Origin of the sequence: Microcystis sp. MC19 (genome assembly GCF_003019735.1) — a bacterium.
Classification (GTDB): Bacteria; Cyanobacteriota; Cyanobacteriia; order Cyanobacteriales; family Microcystaceae; genus Microcystis.
Map to the genome: position 1 here is coordinate 2,329,316 of NZ_CP020664.1, position 21,955 is coordinate 2,351,270.

General features: G+C 43.2%; 19 protein-coding genes and 1 tRNA gene. 9 read left to right on the top strand and 11 right to left on the bottom strand.

Annotated features, from left to right (window positions below; translation table 11 throughout):
- Positions 1-144 precede the first annotated feature (144 nt).
- The 4 genes from B5D77_RS11785 (at position 145) to B5D77_RS11800 (ending at position 3,474) form a co-directional block, all read left to right on the top strand.
- Positions 145-1,208 (top strand): ISKra4 family transposase gene (locus B5D77_RS11785; RefSeq protein WP_106908108.1). Its coding sequence is split into 2 segments (ribosomal slippage): positions 145-301 and positions 301-1,208, totalling 1,065 coding nucleotides; the frame shifts between segments, so codons are not numbered across the junction.
- A gap of 42 nt (positions 1,209-1,250) precedes the next feature.
- Positions 1,251-2,747 carry a protein kinase gene (locus tag B5D77_RS11790; RefSeq protein WP_254053073.1) on the top strand — a complete coding sequence of 499 codons (1,497 nt, stop codon included), beginning with the start codon at positions 1,251-1,253 and terminating at the stop codon, positions 2,745-2,747.
- Positions 2,748-2,843: 96 nt separating this feature from the next.
- Complete coding sequence (locus B5D77_RS11795; RefSeq protein ID WP_002792717.1) at positions 2,844-3,068, top strand: hypothetical protein; 225 nt, start codon at positions 2,844-2,846, stop codon at positions 3,066-3,068.
- Positions 3,052-3,474 (top strand): type II toxin-antitoxin system VapC family toxin, encoded by a 423-nt coding sequence (locus tag B5D77_RS11800; RefSeq protein WP_008207071.1) that lies wholly within the window; start codon positions 3,052-3,054, stop codon positions 3,472-3,474. Before B5D77_RS11795 ends, B5D77_RS11800 begins: the two co-directional genes overlap by 17 nt.
- Before the next feature lie 81 nt (positions 3,475-3,555).
- Here the strand turns inward: B5D77_RS11800 and B5D77_RS26260 are convergent, their stop codons facing one another.
- Entirely contained in the window at positions 3,556-3,693 is a 138-nt protein-coding gene (locus B5D77_RS26260; RefSeq protein ID WP_002792709.1) for a hypothetical protein, read from the bottom strand.
- Between the two features lie 228 nt (positions 3,694-3,921).
- Between B5D77_RS26260 and rnc the strand changes: the two genes are divergently transcribed.
- Positions 3,922-4,626 (top strand): ribonuclease III, encoded by a 705-nt coding sequence (rnc, locus tag B5D77_RS11810; RefSeq protein WP_008207072.1) that lies wholly within the window; start codon positions 3,922-3,924, stop codon positions 4,624-4,626.
- A gap of 16 nt (positions 4,627-4,642) precedes the next feature.
- Here the strand turns inward: rnc and B5D77_RS11815 are convergent, their stop codons facing one another.
- Both B5D77_RS11815 and B5D77_RS11820 read right to left on the bottom strand, forming a co-directional pair.
- Entirely contained in the window at positions 4,643-5,713 is a 1,071-nt protein-coding gene (locus tag B5D77_RS11815) for a WD40 repeat domain-containing protein (protein WP_008207073.1), read from the bottom strand.
- A gap of 87 nt (positions 5,714-5,800) precedes the next feature.
- Positions 5,801-6,094: a hypothetical protein gene (locus B5D77_RS11820; protein WP_008207074.1), complete on the bottom strand. Its 294-nt coding sequence runs from the start codon at positions 6,092-6,094 to the stop codon at positions 5,801-5,803.
- Between the two features lie 343 nt (positions 6,095-6,437).
- Here B5D77_RS11820 and B5D77_RS11825 point away from each other — a divergent pair, with 343 nt between their 5' ends.
- Positions 6,438-8,678 carry a glycoside hydrolase gene (locus B5D77_RS11825; protein ID WP_106908877.1) on the top strand — a complete coding sequence of 747 codons (2,241 nt, stop codon included), beginning with the start codon at positions 6,438-6,440 and terminating at the stop codon, positions 8,676-8,678.
- A gap of 312 nt (positions 8,679-8,990) precedes the next feature.
- Here the strand turns inward: B5D77_RS11825 and B5D77_RS11830 are convergent, their stop codons facing one another.
- From B5D77_RS11830 to B5D77_RS11855, 6 genes are all read right to left on the bottom strand, one after another.
- Entirely contained in the window at positions 8,991-10,181 is a 1,191-nt protein-coding gene (locus tag B5D77_RS11830) for a HEAT repeat domain-containing protein (protein ID WP_008207076.1), read from the bottom strand.
- Between the two features lie 111 nt (positions 10,182-10,292).
- A complete protein-coding gene (locus tag B5D77_RS11835) occupies positions 10,293-11,069 on the bottom strand; it encodes an energy-coupling factor ABC transporter ATP-binding protein (protein WP_008207077.1) in 777 nt (258 codons plus the stop codon).
- Between the two features lie 14 nt (positions 11,070-11,083).
- On the bottom strand, positions 11,084-11,857 hold the full coding sequence (gene cbiQ / locus B5D77_RS11840) for a cobalt ECF transporter T component CbiQ (protein ID WP_106908878.1): 774 nt from the start codon (positions 11,855-11,857) through the stop codon (positions 11,084-11,086).
- A gap of 135 nt (positions 11,858-11,992) precedes the next feature.
- Positions 11,993-12,316: a PDGLE domain-containing protein gene (locus B5D77_RS11845; protein ID WP_106908879.1), complete on the bottom strand. Its 324-nt coding sequence runs from the start codon at positions 12,314-12,316 to the stop codon at positions 11,993-11,995.
- A 10-nt stretch (positions 12,317-12,326) separates the two neighbouring features.
- Entirely contained in the window at positions 12,327-13,070 is a 744-nt protein-coding gene (locus B5D77_RS11850; RefSeq protein WP_106908880.1) for an energy-coupling factor ABC transporter permease, read from the bottom strand.
- A 432-nt stretch (positions 13,071-13,502) separates the two neighbouring features.
- Positions 13,503-13,576 (bottom strand) — tRNA-Arg (locus B5D77_RS11855).
- A 43-nt stretch (positions 13,577-13,619) separates the two neighbouring features.
- On the opposite strand from B5D77_RS11855, the gene moaC reads away from it, so the two are divergent.
- Complete coding sequence (gene moaC / locus B5D77_RS11860) at positions 13,620-14,120, top strand: cyclic pyranopterin monophosphate synthase MoaC (RefSeq protein WP_008207081.1); 501 nt, start codon at positions 13,620-13,622, stop codon at positions 14,118-14,120.
- Positions 14,121-14,411: 291 nt separating this feature from the next.
- Here the strand turns inward: moaC and bchH are convergent, their stop codons facing one another.
- Complete coding sequence (gene bchH / locus B5D77_RS11865; RefSeq protein ID WP_106908881.1) at positions 14,412-18,077, bottom strand: magnesium chelatase subunit H; 3,666 nt, start codon at positions 18,075-18,077, stop codon at positions 14,412-14,414.
- A gap of 75 nt (positions 18,078-18,152) precedes the next feature.
- Entirely contained in the window at positions 18,153-19,883 is a 1,731-nt protein-coding gene (locus tag B5D77_RS11870; protein WP_106908882.1) for a diflavin flavoprotein, read from the bottom strand.
- 365 nt (positions 19,884-20,248) lie between these two features.
- Here B5D77_RS11870 and B5D77_RS11875 point away from each other — a divergent pair, with 365 nt between their 5' ends.
- Together B5D77_RS11875 and B5D77_RS26615 are read left to right on the top strand one after the other, a co-directional pair.
- Positions 20,249-20,539, top strand: a complete 291-nt coding sequence (locus B5D77_RS11875; protein ID WP_002791117.1) for a hypothetical protein — start codon at positions 20,249-20,251, stop codon at positions 20,537-20,539.
- Positions 20,540-20,967: 428 nt separating this feature from the next.
- Positions 20,968-21,924 (top strand): IS110 family transposase, encoded by a 957-nt coding sequence (locus B5D77_RS26615; RefSeq protein ID WP_216824542.1) that lies wholly within the window; start codon positions 20,968-20,970, stop codon positions 21,922-21,924.
- The last annotated feature ends 31 nt before the right edge of the window (positions 21,925-21,955 follow it).

The window sequence follows — 21,955 nt, forward strand, 5'->3', positions numbered from 1 at the left end:
AGGGAGCATCTCACTTATGCAATGAGTATTAATACTTATAGCAGTCAAAAACTAGAAAATCTTCAACTTGATCACAAAGAGAAATGAGATTATAATAGTTATAACTTACAATTCAGAATAGCTCTCGATGGGAGGAATAATTCAATGTTATCAGAAAATGAAAAAAGAATTAAAGAGTTATGTCAAGAGTTAGGGCAATGTCTCTATGAGCAATCCCAAATTAAGAAATTTAATAACTTGGGAGAGATAGAGGAGACAGTCAGAGATTTAATGATTCATTATGTTAACCCAGAAATCGGTATTTTTTTGTCAAAACAAGCACAGAAGAAACTGCCGGTCGGACGAGAAAAGTGAAAAGTATTTTGGGGGAATTACCAATTACAGAAAAACAAGCGAAAAAATTAGAAATAAAGTCTCGGACTCAGATGAGTCCAATGTTAGAGAAGAACTGTTTGCTATTAAGTGGCGATGAATCCTACGAAAAATCGGCGCAGAAAATCAAATCATTGACAGGGATTGCTGTTTCTCACAGTACCCAACAACGCCTCGTACATCGATATGCTTTTGAAGAATTACCGTCTAACCCAGAAGTGGAAGTGGAAGAAATGAGCCTAGATGGCGGTAAGGTACGACTAAGAACTGCCAAGGGAAAAGCCTTAATTTGGCGTGATTATAAAGCAGTGAGTTTTCATCAACTGGGGGTAGCGGCTTTTTTTCAAGATAACTCAGCTTTATTAGATTTGGTTAATTCTCAAGTTTTGGCCAAGCCTTTAATTTGTTTAGGAGATGGACATGATGGTATCTGGAATTTATTTCGTGAGATCGGAGAGAAACAGGAAAGAATTGAAATATTGGATTGGTATCATTTAATCGAAAACCTCTATAAAGTTGGCGGGTCATTCCAGCGAATTGAGGAGGTAAAATGTTTTCTATGGAAGGGGGACGTGGACGCCGCTATCTCTTGTTGTGAAGGATGGTCAGAGCCGCAAGTTGAGAATTTTATTACTTATTTAAACAAGCATAAACATCGAATTGTCAATTATGGTTATTTGCAGGCAGAGGGGATTTCCATTGGCTCTGGCTCCGTCGAATCAAAAATTAAACAAATTGCTCATCGTCTTAAAATTACTGGTGCAAGTTGGCAATCTTGTAATGTACCGCAAGTCCTTCGTCATCGCTGTGCTTATCTAAATGGTTGCCTTTTTTAACTTTTTTATTGATCTCATTAAGCATTTCTACTTATTGCAAAGGTGAGATGCTCCCGTGGGGGATTTGGCGATACCTTTCTTGCGGAAGATACCCATTTACCATCAGGTCGCACCTGTGTAATTAAACAACTGCGGCCCATGCACAATAACCCACAGGTCTATCAACTGGTCAAAGAGCGCTTTCAAAGAGAAGCAGTGATTTTAGAAGATTTAGGAAATAGTCATGATCAAATTCCCACATTGTTTGCTTATTTTGAGGATCAGGGACAGTTTTATTTGGTTCAAGAATATATTCAGGGACAGACTTTATCTAGTTTAGTTAAGAGCCAAGGAAAACAAGAAGAAACCTTTGTTAAAAGAATTTTACTAAAGCTTTTAGTCCTATTGGAATATATTCAAAGTAAACGGATTATTCACCGAGATATTAAACCAGATAATATTATTATTCGTCACCACGATCAAATGCCAATTTTAATTGACTTCGGTGCTATTAAAGAAGCAATAGGTACAGTGATGTCTCCTAGGGGTAATTCCACCAGTTCTATTGTAATTGGAACACCGGGGTTCATGCCTCCAGAACAATCAATAGGAAGACCAGTTTTTTCCAGTGATTTATATGCTCTTGGTTTAACAGCAATTTATTTATTAACAGGGAGAATACCTGAAGAATTAGAAACCGAACCGCTTACTGGAGAAATTATCTGGCGACAATATGCTTTAAATGTTAGTCCAACTCTAGCCAATGCAATTGATAAAGCTATTAAATCGCAAGCAAATCAAAGATTTACAACTGCTCAAATGATGAGACAGGCGCTACAGGGACAGCCGAGAGTAACGCCAACTGAACTTTCTTTCCCTTCATCTCAACAAGGCAACGTGATTCTGAAAAATGACTGGATAAAAATTACTATTGCTGCTGTAACAATAGGTATTACTTTCTTAGCTGGCTGGACTTTCTTCTCTAAAAAACAACAACAAAAATTAGAAGAAAGAATCTCTGAAATTCAATCAGAACAGACTAATCAAGCCAAACAACAAGAGCAAGAATTAGCGGAAAGGCAACGACAGCTAGATGAAAAACAACGTCAGCTTGAACAAAACCAAGAAGAATTAGCTGAAAAACAGCGTCAACTTCAACAAGAAAAACTTAAACCAACTGAAACTATCCCCTCTTCTTCTGAGCAAACAAGCTTAATTTGGCGTTCTCAAAGTAATTTAACTACAATTGCAAACTTAAATAAAATTTGTTTTGGTAGTAGTACACTCAGTTTAGTTGAAACTGTTTTTGGATATGGTAAACCACCATTTACAGGAACAATTACGATTCCTGCTCCCCAAACAGAAGGTTGTACAACTGGAGATACCCTACAAGGAAATTTTAACCTATCTGGAAATGCAGGTAACTGTGTCGGCACAGTTAAGATTACTTGGAAAAATAACGATAATGCTTTTATCCAATGGAATATTACTAATTTGGGTTTAGCTTGTCCTGTAGCTACAAGCAATTGGCAAGTTAATACTTATCCTGTCAAGCTTTAATTCGCCAAATTTTGAAAATTACCAAAAATAAAGCTTTGACTCTTGTAGTTAGCAATAAATTTATGATAAAATATTAATAAATAATCAGGAGCAATTATGACAGTTAAACCAAAATCAGAAAAATTAAACAGTGATATTTTATTAGAGCAAGAGACGAAAGCCTTTAATCCTCCGTCCCTTCCTAACTCTTCCCCAAAGAGTAAAACTGTTTTTCTGCAACAAGCAGGTGCTTTAAGGGATGATAGCTCTCTTGCTGACCTAAGAGACTCTATTTACCAAGCTAGAGGACGTTCAGAAACTGAAGATGATGTATATTCTTGACACGGATACTTTAACTCATCTCCACGCAGGTAATACTAACGTTATTAATCGGTTAGAAAGCTTACAGGATGAGGAAGTCGCCATTGCGATTGTCACCAAGATTGAAATTTTGCAGGGAAGGATAGATTATCTACTTAAAGCTTTTTCAGGAAGTGATTTATTGAAAGCACAAAAACTTTTTTGTCGTTCAGAAGTCCTACTGAATCAACTTCCTGTAATTTTAATTGATGGAGATGCTGCTAATCAATTTGACCGTTTACGAAGTGTTTCTAAAATCCAAAAAATTGGCAGAGCCGATCTATTAATTGCTAGTATCGCATTAGCTAATCAAGCTAGGTTAGTAACCAGAAATCTGCGACATTTTAGACAAATTCCTCATTTATCCTTAGAAAATTGGGTAGATTAATACAAGGTCTGATTTTCCCAGTTTCTGAACCTGTAGTTGGCTCTAGATTTACCTCAATAATCAGTCCTCGCTTGAGATTTATTATGCTGTCCATCCTACTAAAGCTGATTCGGTAAGTTGCTGTAATTCTTCATCTTGTTGATAAATTGCTGCATACAGATTTGCTGATTCTTGTAAGTCCTGAGCCTCTAGTTCTAGTTGAAATCGCTCTAGAGCCACTCTCACTATCTCATTAGCATCTTTAAAGCCGTATTTTTGATAACGGTTGAGAAATTCTCTGTGAGGTTTTTCTAGACTGTTGGTAAAGGTAATCCTTCTTTGAGTATAACGCTACAGATGAGATAAGCTGTTGTGCATTTAAACTGGGTATGAGGACGTTACAAAACAAACAGAGAAACTCACTCTCTCCCCTCTCCCCTCTCCCCCACACCCCTTCTCCCCGCTCCCATGTCCTTAAGTGATCCGCGTCGCCAAAAACAATTAAAAACCCTAGTGGAAAAGCTGGGTTTATCGGCTGATGTCCCCGTCAGGTGGGATTTATTAGATTTAGCTCTAACTCATCCCAGTATTTCCCGTGATCAGAATTATGAACAATTGGAATTTGTGGGCGATTCTGTGGTAAGACTGGTGGCGGCGGAGGTATTGTTAGAAACCTATCCGGAGGCCCTAGTGGGAGAATTTGCCGCCCTGCGATCGATGATGGTTAGCGATCGCACTCTGGCGGAATTTGCGGATCGCTACGGTTTCGAGCGTTATTTGTTGGTATCAAGTAGTACAAGTATTGACCAAGCGGGGCGAATTTCCCGTCTAGCAGACGCTTTTGAGGCGGTTTTGGGGGCATTATATCTTAGTACACAGACTATGGTTTTAGTGCGTTCTTGGCTAGATGAACCACTAAGGGAAAAAGCGGCCGAAATTCGTCGAGATCCGGCCCGACAGAATTATAAGGATGCCTTGCAGGAGTGGACACAAGCAAAATACAAAAAACTGCCGCAATATTTAGTTAAAGAAATCAATGGTTTAGATCAAGAGCGTTTTTGTGCGGAAGTGTGGTTAAATGAGCAGAAATTAGGAGTGGGAACTGGCAGAAGCAAAAAAGCGGCGGAACAGGCAGCGGCTAAATCAGCTTTTCTAGAAGTGGTTAAAGGCTAAATGGGGGCATTTTTGCCTAACGGACGAATTGCCAGAGGCGAATTTTAAAATCATAATTACCACTAGCCAAATACTGCCCATCGGGACTAAAAGCTAGGGATTCCACCCAGTCGGAATTATTATCAAACCAGGCTAACTGTTTACCCGTGGTCACATCCCATAAACGCACACCGTCATTACTGGCACTAGCGAGAATTTGTCCGTTAGGATGGAGCGCGAGGGAACGGATTCGGTTCGTATGACCGATGAGGGTAAATAATAACTTATTATTGCTCGTATCCCAGATTTTAATCGAGCGGTCTAAACTACCGGTAATTAAATTTTTACCGTCGGGACTGTATAAAAGCTTGCTCACCGCTTGGGGATGGGCAGCAAATTTTGACAAAAATTTGCCCTCGCGGATGTCCCAAAAATGTACCTCACCGTTTTCATGACCACTGGCAAGGGTGAAACCATCGGATTTCACCCCTAGGGAATAAACAAAATTACCCACCCAATTTAAACGATAGAGGGGACGGCGGGGGGGTTGCACTGTCCAGAGGCGAATTCCTTCCAAACCACCACTAATTAACGTTTTACCATCGGGAGTAACGGTGAGGGCGAGGACCGTATTGCCGTGTTCGAGGGCAATTCCTAAATACTTGCCTTCCACCAGATTCCAAAAATTAATAGAACCATCTGAACCGCTACTAACTAATAATCTTTCGTTGGGACTAATAGCTAAAGCTTTGACGCTGGTTCTTTGGGCGCGAGTTTGGGAAACTTTTTGCCCTGTTTTTACCGACCAAATTCTCAGGAGAGGATCCGTATCACTACCACCAGCGAGAACAAATTGGTTATCGGGACTGAAAATCACAGCATTAGGGGTGGATTGTTGCCCTTCTAGGGTTTTAGCGAGGGTAAGTCTGCCTAAACCTTCTACTAGGATAGTTTCTGGGGTTTTTTGGCCACTTGCAGCCGCGGGTTTAGGGGGAGCAATAGGACTTTGGGCCTGACTAAGCTGATGTTGCCCGATTGTCAGCGTGGTTAAGACACTGACCACAATTGCCCCGACAAGTTTCTCCCCACCCGTAAATCGGAATTTCATAAATTTAGTTGAATATTAACCAATGAACCGTGCTATAGATTCTAGCCTTTGAGGAGATTGATTGCCAAGCAAGGTGAGATTTTTGAGCTAAGAAGGTCGATTTTTTTCGTTTTTCAGGTTTGGTAAAGCCACTTGACCCGATTGGGGCGGTAAATAGTATCTTGCTGCTTCTTCTTGGTTGATTGCCTCAGTTTTTTGGCTCTGTTGCCACCTGGTGAGGATAGCGATCGCCATAATCGTTGCCCCTAAAGATAGCAGTGTCCATCTTTGTCCTAGAACCCCGATGATGACATCTACTGCCGCTGCGGTAAAGATAAAGCTGGTTATTGGTTCTTGACGGTAAGCTTTCTTGAGAAAACGCGGCCAGAGGAGATTACTCATTTTATCTATTATTTCTACGGTTTCGATAATTCCAGCTTATCCTATCATCCTAAAAAATGTTGTCGATCAGGTGATGGGGGGTTTTTCAGTGAGCAGTAATCAGTAATCAGTAATCAGTAAGAAAAATAATATTAGGGATTCTACTGCTGAACTGCAAATAATCACCCCCAGAGAATCGGATCCTTTAACAAATGCAAAGAGACGATACCCTCTCAAAACCCGTTGATAGGATTATGGTAGTGACCAAAATCAACTTTTAAGAATCTATAATGGGCGTTATTGTCCATTATCATCCAAATAACGGCTAAACAGCCTGTTGTATGCACTTTTCCTCGGTATTATCATGGCCTATCCTCTCTACGTCGCTTTTATTTGGCATCAACACCAACCCCTCTACAAATCCTGTCAAACTCGCACCGATGCTTCGGGACAATATCGCTTACCCTGGGTGCGACTGCATGGAGTGAAAGATTATCTCGATTTAATCCTGATTCTAGAACGTTTTCCCAAATTACATCAAACTGTCAACCTTGTCCCCTCTTTAATCCTGCAATTAGAGGATTACGTCAACGGACTAGCTATAGACCCCTATCTTGCCCTCACCGTCACCCCAGAAGCGCAGTTAACCCTGGCACAAAAACACTTTATCCTCGAACACTTTTTCGATGCTAACCATCGTACCCTGATCGATCCGCACCCCCGTTACGCCCAATTATACGCACAGCGTCAAGAAAACGGTCATAGTTGGTGTATTAGTCATTGGCATCTGCAAGATTATAGCGATCTCTTGGCTTGGCATAACCTGGCTTGGATCGATCCTATCTTTCACAGTGACCCGGAAATCGCTGCCTGGTTAGAACAGGGAAAAAACTTCACTTTAAGCGATCGCCAGCGAATTATCTCCAAACAGCGTCAAATTCTGCGTCGTATCTTGCCGCAACACCGGTTAATGCAGGAAACCGGACAACTAGAAATCATTACCAGTCCCTACACCCATCCAATTTTACCCCTGCTGGCCAACTCGGAAGCCGGCCGGGTGGCAGTGCCGAATATGACCCTTCCTCGCCAATATTTCCACTATCCTGAAGATATTTCCCGCCATCTCCAGAAAGCTTGGCAAATCTATATCGATCGCTTTGATAAACATCCTCGAGGACTTTGGCCCTCGGAACAATCCGTTAGTCCTGCGATTCTCCCCGCGGTCGCTAAACAGGGTTTTCAGTGGTTATGTTCCGATGAGGGGGTGTTAGGTTCGTCCCTGGGACATTACTTTCATCGCGACGAAAAGGGCAATATTAGCGAACCGGAATTGCTTTATCGTCCCTACCGTCTGGAAACTAGCAACGGCAATTTATCGATGGTTTTCCGCGATCATCGTCTCTCGGATCTGATCGGATTTAGCTATAGTGGCATGAAAGCAACCGAGGCCGCTACAGACTTAGTTAAACACCTAGAAGCGATCGCCGAACAACTGAAAACTAACGCAGAAACCACGACGCTAGAAAAACCCTGGTTAGTTACCATTGCGCTAGATGGTGAAAACTGCTGGGAAAACTATCATCAAGACGGTTTACCCTTCCTAGAGAACCTTTATCAACTTTTAAGCGACCACCAAGCGATCAAATTAGTCACCGTCTCCGAATATCTCGATCGCTTTCCCGCTAATGCCAAAATCCCTGTCAATCAACTTCACAGCGGCTCTTGGATCGATGCCAATTTTACCACTTGGATCGGCGATCCCGCTAAAAATAAAGCTTGGGAATATCTAATTTTAGCCCGTCAAACCCTGGCTAATCACCCGGAAGCGACGGAAGATAATAACCCCGATGCGTGGGAAGCATTGTATGCAGCCGAGGGTTCCGATTGGTTTTGGTGGTTTGGTTATGGCCATTCCTCCAATCATGACGCAATTTTTGACCAACTTTTCCGCGAACACCTGATCGCTCTTTATCAAGCTTTAAATGAGCCAATTCCCTCCTATTTGCTCGAACCGGTGGAAGAACACGGGGATAAACAAGGTAATCGTCCACTGGCTTTTATTCACCCCATTATCGACGGTTTTGGTGACGAACAGGATTGGGATAAAGCCGGACGGATCGAAATTGGCGGCACCAGTGGTACAATGCACCGGACTTCCTTAGTACAAAAGCTCTTTTTCGGTTGGGATCACCTCAATTTTTATCTGCGTTTCGATTGGAAACCAGGGGCAAAATTAGGAGAAGAAATTCCCGCAGAAGTGCATTTATACTGGTATTATGACGAAGTGCATCGTCTGCAAAGTCCAATTCCCCTAGCAGATATTCCCCCTCGATCGCCCCTCAATTACGGTTATCATCATCATCTAGGGGTTAATTTAATCACGGAATTTACTTGGCTAGAAGTCGCTCAAGAATATTTTACTTGGCAGCGAGTTCCTAGTAATGCCAAAGCTTCTTTTAATCAATGTTTGGAAATTGCTGTCCCCTGGGAAGGATTACACATTGAACCCGATGATCGTCTCCATTTAATTGCAGTTTTAGCCAATCAAGGTCAATACTATGATTTCCTCCCCGTTGAAGAATTAATCTTCCTGCAAAGACCTTAAATCAGTTATCAGTTATCAGTTATCAGTTATCAGTGATCAGTGATCAGTTATCAGTTATCAGTTATCAGCTTCTGAAGGCAAGAGGCAACAGGCACTCGTGCAAAAGACAGGATCTGGCAATTCTCCTACTTAGGGTTTGCGGCAAAAAGTTTTTGGCTCTCTTGGATTTGGTGGGTAAAATGTATTCTAAGATACATTCCTTAAGAGCGAGGGAGTGGAAGGAACCACAGAGACACAGAGGACACAAAGATCGATCCTATGTAAGTTAAACTTATCACACAGAACCTAGAAGAGCCAGTTTTTCAGCCAACCCTATATAGTCCCATGATCTAGCTTTTTTAGGGCGCTGAGAGCATGGAGACGGACAATCGCCTCCCCATCGGCTGCTAAAGTCAGCAAAATACTTTTATTGTCCCGATCTAATTCTCCTAAAGCGATCGCTAGAGACTGTTTAACTCCAGCATGAGCGAGGAGCGCCGGACGGGAGTGATAAAAATTACCGAGAATTTCCCCTGCTTGTCGGCGTAATTTCTGGGAGGTTTGCCGGCCGAGAATAGCGATAATTTCCCGACAAATCAAGACATTTTCGCTATATAAAGCCTTTTCTAGGTAATTTAAAGCTTCCCCATCCTCGATCCAGCCCAATGCTCGCACTACAGTTAATTTTAAACTATCGGGAGTTAAGGAAGATTGCAGCAGTGGATTTAAAGCTTTGGCTGAGGTTGCTGTGCCGATACGACCGAGAGCGATCGCCGTTTCTTGACAGATCTCCAGGTGGATATCGAATAACAGCGGTTGCAGATGGTTAACTAAATCTGCTTGGGGATAATTTGGCCCCAGGTAACTACTAGCTTTAATTGCTTCCCGTCGCACATCGATGGCCGGATCCTGTAAAGCATCGAGGATCATCGCAGTAATCTGGGGATGGTGAAAACTGCTTAAAGCTTCGATCGCCATCGACCGAATGGCACTAGATTGATCCTTAACTACGGTTAAAAGCGGTTCGATAATTTCCGGCCGGCGAATTTGTGATAAAGCTTGTACGGCTAAAAAACGCCTGTTCGAGTCGGACAGTAATTGTCCTAAACTAGAGATGGCAGAACTGCCGATATTGGCTAAAGCGGCCGCAGCCATTTGGCTGAGTTCCTCCTCCTCCGATCTTTGCAATAATTGACTGAGAGCGAGAATACAGGCTCGATCGTCAAATTGACTGAGAATTCTCGCCAGAAACCAGCGCATTTCCCCATCTTGTTCCTCGGATTCTAACAGGGCAATTAAAGGAGCGATCGCTGGTTGGCCGATTTGGGGAAATAGTTTCGCTATCTCCCATCGCTGTTGAAAATCGCATTTTTGTAAAGCTTCTAGGGCTAAATCGAGGATTTCATCGTTAATAATCGGTTCAATCGCATCTTTTTGGTTTAAAAGTCGCTGTATGCTGGTGTTTACTGTCTCCCAGTCCTTTTTATTTAACGCTATCTGAGCTTTTTCTAGCAGAGCTTGCATCGTCAGAAATGGCCTCGATTTTCGTGCTACCTATCCTAAAGAATGTCAGACTTTCTCGCTTTTGTCTTCTCTTCTATGCAAGAAACCGATAATAAATCTCCAAATTGTGCATCAGACGTCAGTAGAGGGGGCATCAGCGATCGCACAGTAGGGACGACTATAACAAAGGGGTGTTTCCAGGTCGTGTTGTTCCAAAAATTCCCGATTACTTAAAATCTTAGCGGTTTCTCCCGCTGCCACCACCTGACCACGACTTAACACCACCGTGCGATCGCATAGTTCTAAAGCCAGATCGAGATCGTGGGTGGCGATCACTTGGGTTTGGGGTAAAGTGGCCAACAGTTGTATTAATTGCCGACGGGACCGGGGATCCAGTTGGGCGCTAGGTTCATCAAAAACTAATACCTGCGGCAACATGGCTAAAACCCCCGCAATGGCCACGCGTTTTTTTTCACCCCCCGATAGATTCTGACTGTTTCTCTTACCGTAATGCTGGGAATCCAATCCCACCGCGTGTAAAGCATGATGACAGCGATGGTTTAAATCCTCTCCCCGAATTCCCTGATTCATCGGGCCAAAAGTCACATCTTCCCAGACAGTGGGCATAAATAGCTGATCGTCGGGGTTTTGGAAGACTAAACCGACAAAATTGCGGATATTTTCTAAATTCTCCGGTTTAACTTGGTAAGGACCGACGGTGATTTTACCGGTTTGCGGCGGGAGAATACCGTTAAAATGCAGTAATAGAGTGGATTTTCCCGATCCATTGGCCCCAACCAAAGCCACCTTTTCCGTAGCTTCAATGGCTAAATTAATACCTTTTAACGCTTCTGTGCCGTCAGGATAGGTATAAACTAGGTTTTCAATAAAAATCGGGTTGTGGTGCATGAAAAACGAGACTTTTACCTGAGTAGATGTACCATTTGACCCCAGAGGATCAGAATTACTATGGCAATTATAGCGAGATGATCGTTCAGCTTGCTTTGGGGAAGCTGTAGAGAAGGCAAGGAACCAGTGTAACCCCTCGATAACATGGCTTGATAAATGCGATCACCACGTTCGTAGGTACGGATAAATAAAGCGCCGATTATATGTCCCACTAGCAGCCGTTGCCATCGGGGACTACTCATTAAATTACGCGCAATTGCTGCCCTTCGCATGGAATTAAATTCAGCGATCAAAACAGCTAGATAACGGTACATAGAAGCTAAAATTGCCACCAATAAAGGGGGCATTTTCAGGGTAACTAAGGCTTGTAACAGGTCGGGAATTGCTGTGGTTAAAACCAGAATATTAACCGTACAAAGACAGAGAAAAGCTTTTAGGGCCACACTGCCTAACACCAGCAATCCCTCGCTAGTTATCCGCAAAAATCCCCAAGACCAAAGAATTTCGCCGCCATCGCGAAAAAGGGTTCCCAATAAAACCACACCAATAAAGACAAATTCGATCGCTACTCTTCGTAAAAGTACGAGAATAGTCACCCGACTGATCAGAATTAAAATAATTAATCCTAATCCGTAAATCCCCCAAGTTTCCCAGCTACCATTCGGAGTTAACGATGTGGCAAAAACTAACAAAAGAGTCACTAAAACCCGGGTATGGGGCGCAAGTCTCTGCCAAAAACCGCAATTTTGGCGCTCATTTTGGCGAGAAAAAGTGGCAATGTGTAGCATTTATTCAGTGATCAGTTATCAGTGATCAGTTATCAGTTAGAAAGGGGATATAGGGGTTTAGGGATTTAGGGGTTTAGGGATTTAGGGATTTAGGGATTTCGGGAAATTTCAGCTAAATGCCCCACTCCTATCTCTTTATTCCTGATTTTGGGATTTTGGCATCACTAATTTACCGATACCCCAAGCGATGGCGAAAGTGGCAAGAGTTCCCAGAAAACCGGCGAGGGGAGTGGCCACACCTTGGGGAACACCTTTGAGGGCATAACCATCAAAAATTCGGGCGAAGGGTAATTGATTACCAAGGGCGTTGGGGTCTTCTTTTTGGCTAAATTGCAAGTCTTCCGCCACTCGATCGAGTCCGTCGGGATCGGGACTGGCAAAGGGAGAAAGAAAAACGGCGATAATTAGGGAACATACTAGGCCAATCAGAAAAAATTGCCTATTTCTGCGAATATTCATCGGCTAATCTTTATTGACGAGGAGCGTAGGCAGGGGAAACAGAAGTATTAACGGAATCGGGTGGATAGTAGAGGAGATCGGGACGAGTTCGCCAGATATAACCGACCGCGAAAACGGTAATCACCGCTTCCCCGATACCGATGAGGATATGCCAAGATAACATGGCAACAAGGGCGACTAAAGGCGGTACAGTCCCCGATAAAGCCAATTGCAGGGCGCAAGCTAACGCCGCCACCACTACACTTGTCCAAGCGGCCAGGGCAACAGCGATCGCCGTACTGCGCCAACTATTAAAACCCAGGGCTTTCCTAATCCCCAGATAGAGATAATAACCGCCAAACGTCCCGATCAGACCCATATTGACGATATTTGCCCCTAAAACCGTTAAACCGCCATCTTGAAAAAATAAAGCTTGCACGATAAAAACCACCGCCATCACCAGAGAACCCGCCCAGGGACCGAGTAAAACCCCCGCCAGAGTCCCCCCTAACAAATGTCCTGAGGTTCCCCCCGGAATGGGAAAATTAATCATCTGGGCGGCAAAAATAAAGGCGGCACAAACTCCCATCAAAGGTACAGCCCGTTCAGCGTAGTGACCGCGCACTTTTTTAAGAGAAAAGCCAATCAGGACGACGGCAATTATCCAAGTAAATAGACTCACCGATGGACTCAAAAAGCCGTCAGGAATATGGAGGGCGAGATAAGGGGTGAGGAGAGGGTGAAACAAACCAACTCCCAAAAAATTAACAGACATTAAAACTCAGTCTCCTTGGCAATTTGGGTTAAAGATTTTAATAGAATTGTTTCGCCTGGACGGAAAATTCCTATCTTCTAGTAGATAACTAACCGCTTCATTCTACAATGCTCTCTCTGGGGATTTAAACCCTTTAGCTTCTTAAGAATTTCTGTTATTTTTTTGGTCGTCAGGGTTCAGGGTTCAGGGTTGAAAACTGGGAGCATCTCACATTTTCCCTAAGCATAAATACTTAATTTCCCTTAAATGATACCAGTCCAAAATTTCAATCCTTTCCTATTCCTCACCGATTTAACCATTGATCCTCCTCGATATTAATTGGCCTCCCTTCAACTTGTACTATATTAGGGAATTGAGGGAGATGGGGTAAAAAACCAAAGGAATTAGGAACCATCGGTCCCTAATTCCTGTAGTATATGCCATTGTATCTAACGGGCTTGGAGAGACTCGAACTCCCGACCTTGTGGTCCGTAGCCACACGCTCTAATCCACTAAGCTACAAGCCCTCGTTTTTCTCAACAGTAAACCACTATAGCACAGGTTCATTCAATGACGCAAGAGGGTAAAGAAAAATTATCTCATCTCGATGGCCTTGGCCAGGCCCAGATGGTGGATGTATCGGAGAAAATGCCCACTAAACGCACTGCTATCGCCCTAGGACAAGTGAGAATGCTAAAAACGACTTTTGAAGCCATAGAACAGGGAAATGCGCCTAAAGGTGACGTTTTAGGGACGGCCAGACTAGCGGGAATTATGGCGGCCAAACAAACTTCCTCCTTAATACCCCTTTGCCATCCCTTACCCTTGCAAAAAATCAATGTTCAGATTATCCCGAAAGCAGAGTTACCCGGCTACGAAATTCGGGCAGAAGTGGTGACAAAATCGGAAACTGGGGTAGAAATGGAGGCTTTAACGGCGGTATCTGTGGCAGCCTTGACTTTATACGATATGGCCAAAGCGTTAGAAAAATCAATCCTGATTGAAAATATCCGTCTGCTGAGTAAAACAGGAGGGAAATCAGATTATGCCAAGGATTCCCTGTTGCCATGAAAACCCGGGTGCATCTCACATTTGCAGAAATACCGACAATCAGCAATTATTAGTAACTCTTAAATTATTACAGATGGGTCAGCGGCTGCGTGTAAGCATCCCACCGAAAAACTAATGCGCGGGGGGTTTGGGGGCGGCGCCACGCCCCCAACGGGGGGTTTGGGGGGTAGAACCCCCCAAAGGCTTGGATTGAGTGGTAAAATCGGAAGTAATGACCGATTTTAGCCGAGAGTGTCCCCGTAAAAATCCCAACTTGGTAGATTGACAAAAATGAGATGCAGCCTAAAAAACCTAAGTAACCCCTTCTAACTTTTCATCGGTCAATTGATATAATTCCTGTAATTTCTCTAATTTGTCGGGGTCTGCTTGCCAAAAACCGCGACCCTGTGCTTCTAACATTCTACCGACAATATTACGGAAAGCTTCGGGATTAGCTTGACGCAATTTTTCCGCCATTTCTGCATCAAAAGCGTAGGTATCGGCTGCCTGATCATACACCCAATCGTCACTAAAATTAGCCGTACCGCCCCAACCAATTAAAGCGGTCATTCTTTGGGAGATTTCGTAGGCCCCACCGGAACCTTGATTAACCATGGCATTGGCCCATTTAGGATTGAGTAATTTACTGCGGTATTCTAAGCGCAAAACCTCCTCTAATTTGCGGGGAGTTGTATCATTGGAAAAACTCTCGACAAAACTTGTCATCACCGGTTTACCGCTTTGTTTTTCTGCGGCTAATTTTAATCCTCCCGTGTTGCCGTAGTATTCCTGAATATCGGTTAAACCGTATTCTACCGAGTCAATTTCTTGGATAATACTTTCACTGGTTTTTAATAACTGTTGTAGCACTTCTGGCCGCGCTTGTCCCTTATCTTGACGACCATAACTAAAAACATTACGCTTTTCCCAAGTTTTCGCTAATTCGTTGTCATTGTCCCAATTTCCCTCCACTACTTGGTCATTAACTAAAGAGCCAAAATCCCCGGCAGGATTGGAAAATAAACGAGCGCTGGCATTGTCAATTCCTTGACTTTTTAAGGCTAAATAGTGCTTACGGATATAATTATCATTTTCCGATTCTTCTATCTCGGCTGCCCGCTGCATTAAATCATCCAATAACTCGATAATATTGATAAAAGTATCCCGAAAAATTCCCGATAAATTAGCCAGAATATCGATGCGCGGGTGTCCAATTTCCCCTAAAGGTTTTAATTCATACCTGACAATTCTTCCTGTTCCCTCTTTCACCGGTTCCGCACCGACTAATTCTAAGAGAATACCCAGGGATTCACCCTTAGTTTTAATCACATCTAATCCCCAGAGTAAAACTGCTACAGTTTCGGGATATTTTCCTTTTTCAGTTAAGTTTTGTTCTAGCAGTTTTTTGGCGATTTCCCGTCCGCGGGTGTAGGCTGCGGGGGAAGGCATCCGGTAGGGATCCAAAGCGTGTATATTGCGTCCTGTGGGTAAAACTCCCGCACCATCCCGGAGTAAATCACCCCCCGGTGCCGGTGGTACATATTCCCCATTTAATCCCCGCAAAAGATTAGTTAATTCTTCGCTATTTTGTCCTAATAAATTTTTAATAGCAATGCCTTCTTTAAGCTTTTCATTGGTTGCTTCGTCAGCGAGAATTTGCTGAAATTCTCGCTCAGATAAATCGGTGAAATAAGCATCAAGATAACCTTTTAATTCTTCCTGATTAGGAGCAGTTCCTAGGGTGTGTAAACCCGAAGAAAATAGTCTTTGTTCGACGATTTGTAGGTAATTATACACCTTGACAAAATAATCGGTTAGTGCATAGCGGCTAAATAATTTGGCATTTTCTAAAGTGAATTCTATTCCCTGTTTTTCTGCTTCCAGAAAAGGACAATCTTTAGAGATACCTGTATCAATAATCTTTTGGAGGATACTATCTCTTAAAGCGTAATTTTTCTCAGGATTTTCTCGAAACTCTGCAATCAAATCTCGTAAAATCATCAATTCTTTATATAATCCCGCTCGTCCGTAGGGAGGCACATTATGGGAAATTAACACCCCATAGCCGCGACGTTTAGCTAGGATAGATTCCGAGGGATTATTAGCGGCATAAATATATAAATTCGGTAAATCTCCTAATAAAATATCTGACCAAGAATAACCAGTATTTCCTAGGGGTGAACCGGGCAGCCATTCGACAGTTCCGTGCATACCAAAATGAATGATCGCATCGGTCTTAAAATCTTTTTGTAACCACTGATAAAAGGCTGCATACTGAGGGTGAGGAGTTAAATCTTTTTCAAACATTAACCGCATCGGATCCCCAGCAATTCCTAAAGGTGGCTGTACTCCAATCCAGATATTACCTAACTCAATTCCCCCTAAATGATACTGGTTGCCAACAGTTTTTATCCCCGCATCTTTCAGAGATTTCCAGTGTTTTTCAATGCGAGAGGTTAACAGATAACCTAGCCAATTTTCTAAAGTTTCTATCGATAAACGATTTTGTTTAGAGAGATTTTCATCATCGGCAAATTTAACTTTTTGAATAATTTCCTCCCCGTCTTCGGGAATTGTTCCCACATGATAACCCTGCGCTTGTAAAGCTTGTAAAAACTTAACTAAACTCCGGGGAACATTTAATAAAGCTGCCGTACCAACTGCCCCATAACCCGGGGGAAATCCATAGAGAATGATGGCTATTTTGCGTTCTTGGGGAGGGGTTTTATGTAACTTAATCCAACTGTTTAAACGTCCAGTTAAACGCTGTAATCTTTCGGGGATTAAATAGATAGTTTCCCCCACTAATCCCCCCAGAGGAATCGTATCAATTGCTCCATCTAATTCAGGTAAAGCGTATAGAACCACACTCTGTAAACCACCGATTCCCTGTCTTGTCCAAGAATAAATATCTTGAATCAATAAAGGGGCAGCGATAAGATAAGGAATATTTTTAGCGGACAGAATTCGTTTAGCCACTTCTACCTGTCTTCCTGCTTCCATAGAACCCGCAGGACCCCCCACCAAAGGAAAGCCAATCGTCGAGACAATTGCATCTACTGTCACCGCATCTTCACTTAAAGAAGGAGTTTCAATAATTCCTTTTTTTCTTTGCTGAATTTCGTAGTCTGTGGTTAACCAATCCCGAACAATTGTATGGCCTTCTACTCCGTTAATAAACACGGGTAGGGGAATTAAATTAGCCGTTTCAAAATGACGGATTAATTGATTAATATAGGGTAGTTTACTGATAACGTGCTTCCGATAAAGCAGCACTGCCACCACTGGTTTATCAAGAGATTTATTTTTTTTATACCAAGCTAAATATTCTTGGGGAGTGAGAAAATAACCCTGATAATCGGGGTGTAATAGTCCCTTATTGGGAGTTTCGATAACTTCGGGTATTTCTCGTACTTTTAATCCTAGATATTTTTGGGCAATTACCCAACACATAGCGGCAACATTTTCCGTTCCTCCCGCATTCCAATAACCGTAAATAATTAACCAGTTACGCAAATCTTGAACTTTTTTAGCGGGAATAAATTTCAGTAGTTTCGGACCGGTTTTGAGGAAACTAAGATAACCAGCTAACTTATCTTCTTCCTTGCCACTGGAAAATTTACTCAAGATAAATTGAATTGGTTTTGGCATTCCTTTTGGTTTATCCCCGATGGCAAATTCTCCCAAACGGGTTAAACTCATTAACTCTAAAGCAGACTCAAAAACTAAGCGAATGGGAATCTGTGCCGCTCGTTGCCGCAGCCAAGTAACTTGATCGTAATCGAAGATCAAACTAGCAAAAAAAACGTCGGCAGTGGCTAAAGCTTGCTCGACTATTTCCGGTTCGCTAGTCAAGGATTTATCGCTAAATACTTTTACTTCTAAATCGGGACATTTAGAACTAGCCAACAGGCCCGATTGCCGATATAAATTCCTGTTAAAGGTTTCAAAGCCAACAATTAAAACAATGCTTTTCATAAGAATATATTTTTAGACCAATCAGGGTGGGTTATCCTGCCTGAAAACACCCCCTGAAATGATCATAACGACAAATTAATAATAACTGCCGGATTTGCGATGATGGATAGCGGTTAAACCCTGGTGTAAAACCTTGCCTTTTTCTGCGATCGCATAAATCAGCCAATGATCACCGCACTCCATTCGTTGTTCTACCCGACATTCCAGATAAGCGAGCGCTTCGGCCAGAATCGGCCCACCGTTCTCAGCTTTAGTGGTTTCGATATGAGCAAAACGATCTTCTCCTGGAGTAAAAGGTTTAAGAAAATGCTTCATTAAAGCCAAATGTTGACCTTCTTGGAGGATATTAAGGACAAAAGGCGTACCGCTATAAAGCAGAGACTCGATCGCTCGTTCTTTCGCCACGGCAATAGTCAATCCGGGGGGGGTGAACGTCGCTTGCGACACCCAAGAGGCTAACATGGCGCCGCGCAATTCCCCCAATTCGCAGGTGACGATACAGAGAGAACCCACCAAACGGCCCAGAGCCTGCGATCGCCGATCGCTTTGGGATTGGTTAACATTAGTTTTCGGTTGTCTGCTTTTGCGAGCTTTTTTGACTACTTGAGCGAAATCGGTTCCCGCTTCCTCACAGGTCTTTAAAATTGCCTCCGTGGGCTTAAATTTAACCCGAATTGGCTCAAAACCGAAGCGATAACCGCCATCCCGGAATTTACCTTCCAAAAGATCGATCGCTTCCCCACTCCAACCGTAGGAGCCAAAAACCCCCACCAGCTTGCTTTTATCGCCATTGGACAGGGTAATCCCCAAGGCGGTTTGGATGGGAGTCGGTGCGTGTCCTCCCAAAGTGGGGGAACCAAAGATAAAACCGACACTTTTTTCGATCGCCGTTTTGATCTCGTCTGGTTCGGCGGACTCGGCGTTAATCGCCGTGACTGCTACTCCCGCTTTCGTGATCCCCATCGCGATCGCTTGAGCGAGGGTGGCGGTGTTGCCGTAGGCACTAGCATAAATCAGGGCGATTGTCAACTCTTGGGACTTTTGTACTGCTAACCATTGTTGATAGGAAAGGGTCAATTCGTGCATCCCGTAACGCACCAGAGGACCGTGACCAACGGCATAAAATAAGGGCGATTTAGCGGCTAATTTCTCCAAAGCGTTGCTAATTTGGCTGGCATAGGGAGCCATGAGACAATCGAAATAATAACGCCGATCTTCGTTATAAACGCTCCAACCCTCATCAAAAATTTGGTCGCCACAAACGTGCGCTCCGAATAATTTATCGGTGTAGAGAATATCGGTTTTACTGTCGTAGGTACAGAGTTGATCGGGAAATCGGGGGTTAGGAGTGGGGATAAATTCTAATTGATGGTTTGCTCCTAAATTTAATATTTCTTCCCCCTTGACAACCAACAGATTTAATGCTTCGGTTTCGAGAATTTTTTTCAGGGAAATTGCCCCCGGATTGGAACAAACAAAAGTGACTTGAGGCGCGATTTCTAAAAGTGCCTTGAGGGTGACGGCACGATTGGGGTTAACGTGACCGAGGATAATATAATCAATCGTTTTCGGATCGATTCTTTTAGTTAAAGCCTCTAAAAATATGAACGAAAATGATTCCCCCGGTGGATCAAAAAGAGCGACCTTTTCACCTTTAATCAGATAACTATTGGCGGTGGTTCCCTTTTGTAATCCGTATTCGATCTCGAATTTTAACCGGTCCCAAGTGCGGGAACGAAAGACAAAAGTATCGGCGGCTATCGGTGCTACTTGTACATCTCTCGGTTTGACAATTGCATTATTCATAATTTTAGTTACCAGTTATCAGTTAATTAGTCAAGTAGTTAAGCGGCAACTTGAGGCTGTCATCATTTTTTACTTGGCAAGTTTGGCATCAAAGTCAACACTTGATTTTTGACTAAATACAGCCTTTTATCGCTGGGGACGAGTGGGGAAATTTACAGGTTATCTTGCCAGCCGGAAGGACATCAATATCTAAAGTACACTATCTCTGGGAAGAAACCTAGCTTCTAGCAATTTGTTTGCGAGTAAGGATACTCCTCTGGGGGGATTTGCCAGTCTATTGAGAAATTCTAAAGGGAACGTGATCCCCAGAAGCGAGGTGCTAGTCTGAGGGAAACCCTGCTCTCTTCCTATCAGGCCAAGTTTTTATGAGCTATCAGCACTCGTCTTTTGACTGCACTAGCGCCAATTTTGAGAAAGCCGCTTTGAGTCATTTTCGCACTCTTGTGGCTTTTTTACCGGATAATTGCCGTGTTTACCGGCAAACTTGGGAATTTTCTACGGTTCTCTGTCTCGATTTTCTAGCCTGTTTGCAGGGACTAGCAATCACCCGTCAAAATTTTGCCCATCTAGTTAATGTGACACAAGAACTGGGTTTAGGTCAAGCAATTATTTTGAAAGTAGGCAATAAAATCGTTGAGTGGCATCGTTTAAGCTAAGATTTCAATTTGCGACAATCCCAACATTCTAGAAAAAAATCGGCTCTCTCTGTTCTTTGTGTCTCTGTGGTTTATAACTACCTCTTGCCTGTCCTAACCAAGAAGTTAATTTTGTCCTAAGTAGGGAGGCACAATTATTTGTAGGATGGGTTAGCGGTAGCGTAACCCATGCGGGCGTTGGGTTTCATACTTCAACCCAACCTTGTATATTGAGAGAGGTGGTAGACCGTCCCAACCTTGGTCGGAAAAGACCGCTTCGTAGCAAGGGTCACCACCATAATCTCCCTGACAAAACTCGAACAGTCGCCGGGGTCGTGGCGAAAACAATCAATTGTTAAGCTAAGAGACCGTATCGGGCAAGGATGAGTAAAATCAAGGGGATGCTCTCCAAAAGAACCATTAATCCCGCCAATTTCTCAGGTTTAATCATGGAAAATATCTCTCAATGGGTAGGCATTGACATTAGTAAAGCGACCCTAGATGTTTACCTTCGTCCCCTCAGTAAAGCGATGAAAGTTGCTAACACAAAGGAGGACATATCTAAACTGGTCGAAACCCTAAAATCCTACACTGTCAACCTCATCGTTCTGGAAGCAACAGGAGGTTTAGAAACTGAACTGGTGATTCAATTACAAGAAGCGGATTTACCTGTAGCCTTAATCAATCCCCGTCAAGGAAGAGACTTTGCTAAAGCCACTGGTAAATTAGCCAAAACCGATGCCATTGACGCTCAAATTTTAGCTCATTTTGGCGAAGCAATGCAACCGCAAATATTAGCGGTTGAGTCGGAAGAATCTCGTCAATTGGGCGACTTAATTAGTCGTCGCCGGCAACTTGTCGAGATGCGGACTGCCGAAAAAAACCGACGGGAACGCGCTCGCGGTAAAGCTTTGGTCGATATCGAAGCCCATCTTGAGTATCTCGATAACTGCCTCGAAAAACTCAATCAAGAAATTGAGGAATTGACCCAAGCTAACCAACAATGGCTCGAGAAAGTCAATTTACTCAAAACCGTGCCGGGGATTGGTCAAGTAATTTCTACTACTCTCGTCTCCGACTTACCAGAACTCGGTCAATTAACCGCCAAACAAATCTCTCGCTTAGTCGGTGTCGCACCGATTAATCCTGATAGTGGTCAACATAAAGGTAAGCGAATGATTCAGGGAGGTCGCGCTCAGATTCGGGCGACTCTTTACATGGGAGCGGTGGTAGCTATGCGTCATAATCCGGTGATTAAAACCTTTTACGAACGCCTAGTCGGACGCGGTAAATCAAAAAAACTGGCTCTGACTGCTTGTGTGCGGAAAATCTTAGTTATTCTTAATGCAATGGTTCGCCAAAATCAGCCTTGGCAGCTTGCTGACAATTTACCACCTTGTTCCTAGAGATTCACACTTTTTGTTATCTCTGATCAAG